The organism is Vibrio sp. J1-1 (assembly GCF_021728395.1).
In the GTDB taxonomy this organism is placed as follows: domain Bacteria; phylum Pseudomonadota; class Gammaproteobacteria; order Enterobacterales; family Vibrionaceae; genus Vibrio.
Window position 1 is genome coordinate 1 of the sequence record NZ_JAKKCM010000028.1, and the last position, 9,351, is coordinate 9,351.

Below are 9,351 nucleotides of genomic sequence, written 5' to 3' on the forward strand. Positions count from 1 at the left end.
TTATTGTACTTGCACCAGTTAGTGGTTTTGTAGCGAGGCTTCGGCATCTAATCAAAGTCAGTGAATGAATGTCCCTGATCTGATCGTAAGATTTTGATTTAGTTCATTCGATTTCCGCAACAAAGCCCATTATCGAGTCAAGCGTCCAAAGCGTTCAAATTATATTGCCCCAAAGATTGGTCCTGCCACTTCTCTGATTTAAATCACGATGGATACCTTGACAGTGTTGGATATAAAATTGACTACCGACGCAAGGTCGTTACATTACGTACGGCGCTGTTTAATGGCTTGAAGTTTGAAAATGCAAATACTCTTAGTTTTGGTTTCTCAAGAATAGGCAGCAGCACAAAACCTCTCCCTATTACTGTGCAGTTTATTGACCACAATGCGGATGGTTATCTCGATTTTTATGTTGATGGCAAAGTGTACATCAATCAGCGGGAAGAGGTTATATTTGATGTGTCCAAATCGCTGGTCATGCCAAAAAATGTGTATCATGTTGATGACATCAATGGTGATGGTATTGATGATTATGTGACTTATGCTGAAGAGAGGCCTCCATTTAAAGCGTCAAAAGTACACTTATCCACGGGGGTTGAAATTGATCGTATTAATGTTATCAAAGAGCACGCTCGTACGTTCAAAATTAAGTACAAGTCGGCGGCTGACCAAACTGTTCATGTGCAAAAGCGTTACTTTGATTATCCGTTCTTAAATTCGACCCCAGCGAAACAATTGGTCTCTGACGTGATTAAAGAGCCAAAAGGATATGCGGCCACTCGCTATTCATACCGTTATGAAGGTGCAAAATCACATGCTCTAGGCGGCGGTTTTTTAGGCTTTGCTAAAATCACGGAGGTTGAATCTGAACATACTCCACTTTTAAATACTTCACTTTTAAATACTTCTCTTTCAATTAATGCACTTTTAAATACTATTCATTCAAATAATTCACTTCTAAACACTAAGTATGATTTTGTCAGCACAACTACGGTGAGCGAGTATCACCAGCTGGATTTGAACAAAGCGGGAGAGCTGAAAAGCGTTTCGGTGTATAAGCAAGGCAAAGGGGCGAGACCCTTTGTTTATAATGATACAGACAAAGTCTCCTCAACAGAGTTTGTATATCAATCGACGAATCGAACCAAGCATGCGTTTCAGGTATACCCAAAAAAGGTAATCAAGAAAAGCTATGAGCTAGGTGTGTTACAAAAAACCGAGACAATTTCCCGTGTTGTGAACACCTTCGGTGCATTAACTCGAGAAGAAAGCACGGTTGTGAGCGCGAAGCACACCCAAGACACGTTTGCGACACGGATTGATAACACTTATGTGTCGAATGGCTACCCTGCAACTTCCAAAATTGCACAGCGTGTCACGCAAGCCGGAAATGAATATTGGAAAGTTGGTGCGCTGAAACACAGTATTACAGTCGTTACAGACCAGCAGCATGGTCTAAGTAAATCTACTCAGCTTGATTACAGCTACAGTAGTCAAGGTATGGTGACAAGTGTACGCACCAGTGGCTCGGAGTATGAACCGGGCTCGGGGGCAGGCCGTTACCTGACAATCAAGTATCGATACGATGCGTGGGGAAATGTTCTTGAAGAAAGTAAACTCGGCAGTGACCTTAAACAACGGACAACTATTTATAGCTATGAGGGAAATGGGCTTAAGCTGAAAGCCACCACGAATGCGAAAGGACACACCACCACTTGGGAATACGATGCGCAAGGGCGTTTACTGTCGGAAACCAGTGCTCTAAAAGGGCGTAAAACGAGTTATCAATATGACTCGTTTGGGCGAGAAACTTTCGTGACTCTCCCTGGCAGTGGAAATGTTGTGCGTCAGAGATACCACGTGGGGCGCGCCTGTGCGAACGCAGTAGTCACCACGGCACACTGTATGACGGTCACCAAAGCCGATGGTTCAGAGCAACAAACTCATTACGACTATAACGACCGTGAAGTCAGACGTTTACATCGTGCGTTTGATGGCCGCTGGATCGTGGTTGATACTGAGTGGGATGCAAATGGCCGAAAACGGTTTGTGACCGCGGCAAAGTTCCTTAAAAACACAGGGGAAGCTCCCCGCGTGACGTTTGATTACGACTTTTATGATCGAGAAATTCGACGAGTAGAGCCAGCCAATCGCGGTGGTTTATCGATATTCACCACTCGATATCAGGGGTACAAGATTGAGAGCACCGATGCTCGCGGCTTCAAAAGCAGTACGACGCACAATGTCATGGGGCATGTTATCCGCAAGGACGAGCCGCTTGGTGCTTACCAAACATATCAGTATTACCCCGATGGAAAGCTCAAACGTACCGTTGATTCTGCTGGTAACGTGACGCAAGTTAAGTACGATAACTTAGGTTATCGCACCGAATTAGACGACCCAGACATTGGCCATTGGTATTACCGATACAACGCACTGGGCCAGCTCGTGTACCAGCAAGATGCCAATGGTGTGGTCACTACTATCGATTATGACCCAATCGGTCGAAAAGTAGATCAAAAGGAAGGAGATGAGAACTCGCAATGGCACTACGATGAACGTGGTGCGTTAGGTACCCTGTCATGGTTTAGTGGTAAGGGACAGCGAACGGATTACTTCTATAACCGAGCGGGCTTGCTGCAAGAAAAAGCGGTTACCGTTGGTCAAGAAATTTTCTCGACACAATACGAATACGATAAGTTCGAGCGTCTAGGGCGTGAGGTTAGGCCGGATGGTAAAACGCTAAAGTCGGCATTAGGCAAAGAAGGCCACCAACGTTTAGCCATTGAGTACCTGTACAACCAATATGGCTATCTTGGTGCAGTCAGAAGCCCGCGTACGTACGCCGACGATATTTTTACGAGCGCTAAGTTCCGAGAAGATATTCGTCAGTTACTCAATGATGCCATTAGCCAAGCGAACTCCTATCTACAACGTGCCAACCGATATTCAAGGCAGGAACAATTCTTCCGCACCAAACAAGTGGAGTACGAGAGAAAACGTATTGATGTTTATAACTTGGACAGCACATCAGCAGCATTGCTCAAAGGGCATCAGCGTTATAAGCAGTGGTGTGATGTACAACAAACCTGCTATTTACGCCCCGCGAAATGGGTCATGCTGCACAATGACATTACCATCCCGCTGGATGTGACCTTAGAGGGAGAGATTTATCGTATTACGTCAGAAAAAGAGGCAGATACTGGGAATTCTTTGATTTCAGGATTACAAGCGCACAATCTGACCGCCACCACGATTTCAGAAGAGATGTTAGCAGGTTTAAGTCTTACGCAAGCAAAAGACATGCTGCTATCTGGCGACTACGATGAAGACGGTTCGCCAGATATGATGCGTCAGGGCGATATCTATTCAGCAAAAGCCGATAATGCCCTTCGTGGAGAGCTGCTTTTTGCGGCAGAAGACCTAGAGCAGGCAGCCAACATTGCAAACCGCCAGTACAAGCAATACAAAGCGCTGGCCGCAGACATGATTGGTTTGTCTGAAAAAGTGGCTCAACTCAGCGGCTTGTATTGTGAGTTTGCCAACGATTTGGCTGGGACTCACGTTAGCAACAGTCTACGCCAGCAATGTAAACATAACGGAGGTGTCAGTCAGGCAGACATGCTAAATACTGTCTTAACCAACTCAGAGATAGCAGAGTCAAGTAAAAACGAGGCATACGTTTATTACTGGCAACGTCAAGCGACCGATGCATTTGACCATACGCTTAGCGAGATGTTAGGAAATGGGTTGATAAACACGTACGAGCATGACGTTCATACGGGGCGAGTGAATGCGATTGCGACGCACCAGGGCAATCAGGTGTACAGTTCAGATGTATTGAGCAAACCTTCGCACAACCAGTATATTCGTTATTTGCGTTATCAATATGATGAACACAATAACGTAACGCAGCGTTTTGATGACCAATTAGGAATCACTGATGTTTGGACATATGATGCTCTTGACCGAGTCGAGACCAATACTATGGTTTTGGTCGACAGAGCCCGTCATGGATTAAATAACCCGGATTTAACGGGTAAGCGTAGTTTCCGTTACGATAAATTGGGGAACATTCGTTACAAGTCTGACATTGGTGATTATCAATACTCTGGGATCGGAGCTGGGCCACATGCAGTAACACAAGCAAACGGCCTCGATTACCAATACGATGCTGCTGGCAATATGCTCAGCGCTAAAGCGAAAGGTAGCCAGTCGAGCGAGAAAACAATGCGATGGTCTCCTTTTAATAAGCCAATCAAAATCGTGCGTAATGGTAAATCCGTAGAGTTCTCGTACGATGCAAACCACAACCGTTACCTTAAGCGAAGTTCAGACGGCACTGTCACATTTTACTTTGGCAAAACCTATGAGCGGGTGAAAAATCTTAATACGGGAGAAATTCAGCATAAGCACTTTATTTTCGCAGACGGCAAGTTAATCGCCTTAAACACTCTGACCATTGACAGACAAAAGCAACTGAAAAATAAGCAAGTGCGTTATCTGCATTATGATGCTCTGGATTCAGTGGATATGGTGACTGATGGCTATGGTTTGGTAGTTGAAAAACGCAGTTACGATACTTGGGGCAAACAGCGTCATGTGCAGTGGCAAGATAAGAGTGCGGCAAGTGTTGTGCAGGCGGCTATCACCAATCGTGGCTATACCGGGCATGAGGAAATCGTTGAAGTCGGGTTGATCCATATGAATGGTCGGGTATACGATCAAGATCTGGGGCGCTTTACGAGCGCAGATCCGCTTGTTCAGTCCCCATATGTAGTGAACAGCTTTAACCGTTATTCGTATGTGATGAATAACCCGCTGAAGTACACTGACCCAACAGGATTGAGTGCTGAAGGGTCAGACTCAACGGGAGAATCAGGTTCAACTGGTTTAAAAGATAAGAATGCTTCAAGCAATGGTAGAGCGGGTGAAGGTGGTGGCGAATCAAAAAATGATTCTAAGCCAAAAGAGCAATCAATTTCGAATGAAGACGAAAATGATGAGAACGAAGAAGACTCCGGGTGGGGTGTATGGGGCGACATCGCTGAGCTAGCGTACGATTTGTCACCTATTTCTACTGTTGTTGATGTGGCTAATGCTACAGTGGATACTGTAGGCGCGCTTGCTGCAGGAGAGTTTCAGGTTGCAGCCCAAACTTTCGGAAGCGCTGTTTTTGGTGTAGTAGCGAAAAAAGTCAAAGCGCCTGCAAAATTTGTTGGGAGTGTTTACAATAAAGTTACAAAGAGGTCAGCCGATGGAAGATTGAGAAATGCTGATGGGACATTTGCTTACGATGGCGGCCCCAAAAAAAGTTCTACTAACTCTTCTCATGGCAATACCAGAACGCCGGATACCGAAGCCACCTTGTATGGCAAATTCGATGCAAATGGGAATTTTGAGAAGTGGGGTATTTCACAAGATGCTTCCACTCGATATTCGGCTAAAGAACTAGCCGGAGGAAGAATCAAAGAATATCGACGGGGGCCTAGAGATCAAATGCTCGACAGAGAAAGGCGACTGGTAGAAAGGTTCCCCGGACCCAAAAACAATGAGCCTTGGGCTGGTTCTCGGCGGCCGAAGTAGAAGGAAATACAATTATGATGATTCAAATTAGTGGTCAATATGGTGACCCAAGAGCAGACGATCTGTTTTGGCCTCTCCAGAAAGCGCTCAATGATAGTTTCAAGAAGCATATACTGGGCGCGTACTTTAAAACTATTGTGATGTTCTCAATAGTCTTTCGAGTATCCGGAAAAGTTCGTGATTTTGGTTCTGAAGGGCCAGAGCGAATGAAGCATATCAAGAAGGATTCCGAAATCACTATTGACTTAGCTTTTCCTGAGAGCTTTTGGCGTGGTGTAAATAAAAATGACCTAAAAGTTGGCGTCGCTGATGGAGTTAGGGAGTGCTTGCGCTTGATGCTTGAAAAAGCTCAGGCTATCGGTGAAGTAGAATATGCCGAAGGGTTCCAAAAGGACGTTGAGAAGGCAATTTCTGAATTTCTCGATAATTAAATGTTACAAAGGGGGCAAACAGTACACTTTCTCGTAGTGGCGCGTTTAAAGAAGCGAAACTAAAAGCTGGGGTTCCACGGAATCAGCACCCAGATAAAGTCTATAAAGAAAAAATACGTGACCAAGATGGGCATGTAGAAGGTCGTGTTTATGAGTTTAAGAGGCAGGATGGAAGTACGGCTACGATTAGAGAACATTCATTAGGCCATAAGTTAGATAATCACGGCCCTCATTTCAATAGCGAAGTTCGGTCAGCTGATGGTAATAAACAGTCATTAGGCGGAAACGGTGACTCGCATACTTACTTTAATTAGGCAGAAAAAATGAAACCAATTTATCTTTATGACGTAGGTATAAGACCATGGGAACAAACAACATCAGTAATAGATCACAGATTTGCAACTATTACTGTTGTTCAACGGTCGGTTACTGACTTGTTGAGTCTTTGGCTAACGCTTGTTACAAGCGTCAGCGAACGGCTGCCTAGAGCTTTGAAGTGGAGAACCGTTGGTCATTCTATCGAAGGTTCGAAAGTCCAGGAGTTGAAGCTTTTAAAACAGCTCAGATCAGGCCTTGTTAATGACGACCTTCTTAGGAAAAATGAAGACTCAAATATCTATTCGTATGTAAAAAGATTATCTGAGTCTATGTCAGAATTCGATTTAAATACGATTACTCAGGCTAAGTATACCTCTCTTCTATTTTTACCTGATGGAGAGCCAAGTATCGCTACTGTTTGGAAAGTATTTAAGAATTCTGATACGGGACTTGATGCCATGGGGATGGAAAGAACCCTCGACTTACTTGATAATTTGCTTATCTGTCGAGTAACGGAATCAGATACTCATGTGAGTACTCAGTTTATTGGTGTTGTGGAGCAGGTGGACGAACTATTAGTAAAGTTAAACGACTTAAATATAACCAGGGTTGAAAGCGATGATGTTGCTAAATTAATTAACAATTAGTTGTTACAAAGAGGGGAGATGACTTAGCTAAGATGAGCGGTCAGCTTCGTGATGCAGCTAAAGGAAAAGGTAACTTTGGTCTCGGTACTACAACCAGAAGCCAAGCTGATGAGATGGGTAAAGCTTGGGTCGGAAAAGATCCCAAGCTTGCCAGTGATGGAAAAACATTAGTCAGTAAAGATGGTTACCGGCAATATCGTCCGCCTTCAACGAAGCCAAATAGCCCGCATGCTACAACAGGTGTACAAGCCAACTTAGAGCGTCGGTTCAAACCCGAGGGGCAATGGCAAGGAAATGGTCGCTTGGATATTGTGGATTAGTAAATGAAAGCGAAACTAAAAAGAATATATTCACCGGATGTTGATTTTGATTCTTTCTGGCCTGAAGACACTGAAAATTTCGGTTTTTTACTTCAGGCTATGATCGGCCCAGAAGGTGAAGATGGTGAAGAGTCGTTTGGAATACAGGTTTGTACTCCTGAATGGTTGAAATCTCGCTATTCTGAAAATGATGTTTTATTTGGTAGGCATATGATGATTGTATTTGATTATGATATTGATCGAATTAAATCTCATATTGTTAAATACTGTGATCGCTGTGTTGGAGATAATTGGTCAGACATAGCATCTAAATTGAGCAGAATTGGTTTATGGGAATTTGAAGATTATTCTCCTGCTTAATTTCAGACTAAGCCCGCATCACATGCGGGCTTTTTTTATCTCTGAGCCGCTCGCCTTCCAGTATCCCATCTTCTGGACTGATCGCTTCTAGCTGTAACGCAAGATCGTCACCAGGGCCATGCTCATGTTCTTCAAATAGCAAGAAGTCGGTATGTACATGTAGTCTGGACAGCACTGGCAAGATTTTGTCCACAAATGAGTTAAAGTCTTTCAGTGACGCTGTATGAGGTTGTCTTGTCGCTCTAACTAAAAAACCGAGATATATGGTGTAAACTTACAACGGCGAAGTTTTCGAATGGTTTAAATTTGAAGTTTTTTGACGCAATATTATGTCAACTTATACTTCAATTCCTGATGTAACTCTTTGAATGTTGAACTTGGCTATGCAGACTTTTGCTGCAAACATCACATTGAAAAGCCTGCAGTGTTTAAATACATTGCAGGCTTTTTTCATATTCGCCGCATAAGTCTTAATAGTCTATTTGTTGTACGTTACAACAAAGGTTCCCACACTCAGTTTGACCAAACCAAAAACCTCCCCACGTTCACAATATCTGCAAGTTTATGAGCTTGAAGAATGACGCAGTTGTTCGAACGCTCTCTGTCCTAAAGTTCGACTTTTTTCATCTCGAATACAACCCCGAAGTAAAAATTACACTGGCACACTCAAAGAAATTGGGCTTCCACAAAGTGATGTACCAATGGCATTACTTTTCTTTAACGTTGGGGTCGAGTTAGGGCAACTAATGTTTATAAGCGCAATATTGGCTCTTATGGCGTTATATCGAAAAGTTGTCAAGTTACCTGAAAGAGCCGCCATTTTCACTGACCTAACTTTTTTATTGGCTTAAGAAGCGATTGGGTTTGTATTAGGTATTAAATGAATACTGCTGGCTGATATAACAAAGAAACCGTGCTATACCAAAGAGTGGACAGTAATAAACAAAGGTGGAGTAACTCATGAGCAACAGATTAGAAACCGCCATGAAATTTTTCGACGCATGTGAAACAGGAAAAGGCTGGGAAGCATGCAAATCTTATTGTCACTCTGGTGCAACTTTTTCATCTCAGGCTGGCGCATTGGCAGATATTGACAGCCTAGAAGCCTATACAGAATGGACGAAGTGGCTATTAACACCTATTCCAGATGGCCGATACGAATTAAAGAGCTTCTCAGAAGACAAAGAGCGTAATATTGTTACTGCTTTCTCTGTCTTTCATGGCACACAAACTGGTCCAGGTGGCCCGGTTGATCCTACAGGAAAGACTGTCGAAGCTGATTATGTCTATGCGATTCAATTTGAAGGTGATCTTATCAAGCATATGACCAAAATATGGAATGATACTATCAGTCTTCAACAGCTCGGCTGGGCATAGCTCACTTAGCAAGGTTATCAAACTCACTTCGGAACACTGTACCTCCGTCGATGCCGTTTATTGTAGCGATAGAAACCTGTTTAACACCGAGTTGCAACACTGCTTTTTCCTACTCCCAGCGGCTTGCCTTACTTTTACCCATCTTCAATTCAGTCACGTATGGCTGAATTGATTTTGTTCCATTCAGTGGCTTTGTTGCGGAAATCGAATGAACTAAATCAAAATCTTACGATCAGATCAGGGACATTCATTCACTGACTTTGATTAGATGCCGAAGCCTCGCTACAAAACCACTAACTGGTGCAAGTACAA

At 43.5% G+C, this 9,351-nt stretch carries 7 protein-coding genes; 6 read left to right on the forward strand and 1 reads right to left on the reverse strand.

Annotation, left to right across the window (positions count from 1 at the left end; all coding sequences use genetic code 11):
- The first annotated feature begins 366 nt into the window (after positions 1–366).
- From L3V31_RS21495 to L3V31_RS21515, 5 genes are all read left to right on the forward strand, one after another.
- Positions 367–5,586, forward strand: a complete 5,220-nt coding sequence (locus L3V31_RS21495) for an RHS repeat-associated core domain-containing protein (protein WP_237319182.1) — start codon at positions 367–369, stop codon at positions 5,584–5,586.
- A 14-nt stretch (positions 5,587–5,600) separates the two neighbouring features.
- Entirely contained in the window at positions 5,601–6,017 is a 417-nt protein-coding gene (locus tag L3V31_RS21500; RefSeq protein ID WP_237319184.1) for a hypothetical protein, read from the forward strand.
- Between the two features lie 323 nt (positions 6,018–6,340).
- Positions 6,341–6,982, forward strand: a complete 642-nt coding sequence (locus L3V31_RS21505; RefSeq protein ID WP_237319186.1) for a hypothetical protein — start codon at positions 6,341–6,343, stop codon at positions 6,980–6,982.
- A 32-nt stretch (positions 6,983–7,014) separates the two neighbouring features.
- Complete coding sequence (locus L3V31_RS21510; RefSeq protein ID WP_237319188.1) at positions 7,015–7,302, forward strand: hypothetical protein; 288 nt, start codon at positions 7,015–7,017, stop codon at positions 7,300–7,302.
- A 3-nt stretch (positions 7,303–7,305) separates the two neighbouring features.
- The gene (locus tag L3V31_RS21515) at positions 7,306–7,662 is read left to right on the forward strand and encodes an immunity 8 family protein (RefSeq protein ID WP_237319190.1); all 357 of its coding nucleotides are present in this window, start codon (positions 7,306–7,308) and stop codon (positions 7,660–7,662) included.
- Positions 7,663–7,669: 7 nt separating this feature from the next.
- On the opposite strand, the gene L3V31_RS21520 is transcribed toward L3V31_RS21515, so the two are convergent.
- The gene (locus tag L3V31_RS21520) at positions 7,670–7,843 is read right to left on the reverse strand and encodes a hypothetical protein (RefSeq protein WP_237319191.1); all 174 of its coding nucleotides are present in this window, start codon (positions 7,841–7,843) and stop codon (positions 7,670–7,672) included.
- Positions 7,844–8,622: 779 nt separating this feature from the next.
- Here L3V31_RS21520 and L3V31_RS21525 point away from each other — a divergent pair.
- Complete coding sequence (locus tag L3V31_RS21525) at positions 8,623–9,039, forward strand: nuclear transport factor 2 family protein (RefSeq protein ID WP_237319213.1); 417 nt, start codon at positions 8,623–8,625, stop codon at positions 9,037–9,039.
- Positions 9,040–9,351: the final 312 nt, after the last annotated feature.

What these genes read in the sequence shown, in the direction of transcription:
- L3V31_RS21525 (WP_237319213.1), top strand. Translation starts at nt 8,623, where the DNA reads ATGAGCAACAGATTAGAAACCGCCATGAAATTTTTCGACGCATGTGAA.
- L3V31_RS21500 (WP_237319184.1), top strand. Translation starts at nt 5,601, where the DNA reads ATGATGATTCAAATTAGTGGTCAATATGGTGACCCAAGAGCAGACGAT.
- L3V31_RS21510 (WP_237319188.1), top strand. Translation starts at nt 7,015, where the DNA reads ATGAGCGGTCAGCTTCGTGATGCAGCTAAAGGAAAAGGTAACTTTGGT.
- L3V31_RS21515 (WP_237319190.1), top strand. Translation starts at nt 7,306, where the DNA reads ATGAAAGCGAAACTAAAAAGAATATATTCACCGGATGTTGATTTTGAT.
- L3V31_RS21505 (WP_237319186.1), top strand. Translation starts at nt 6,341, where the DNA reads ATGAAACCAATTTATCTTTATGACGTAGGTATAAGACCATGGGAACAA.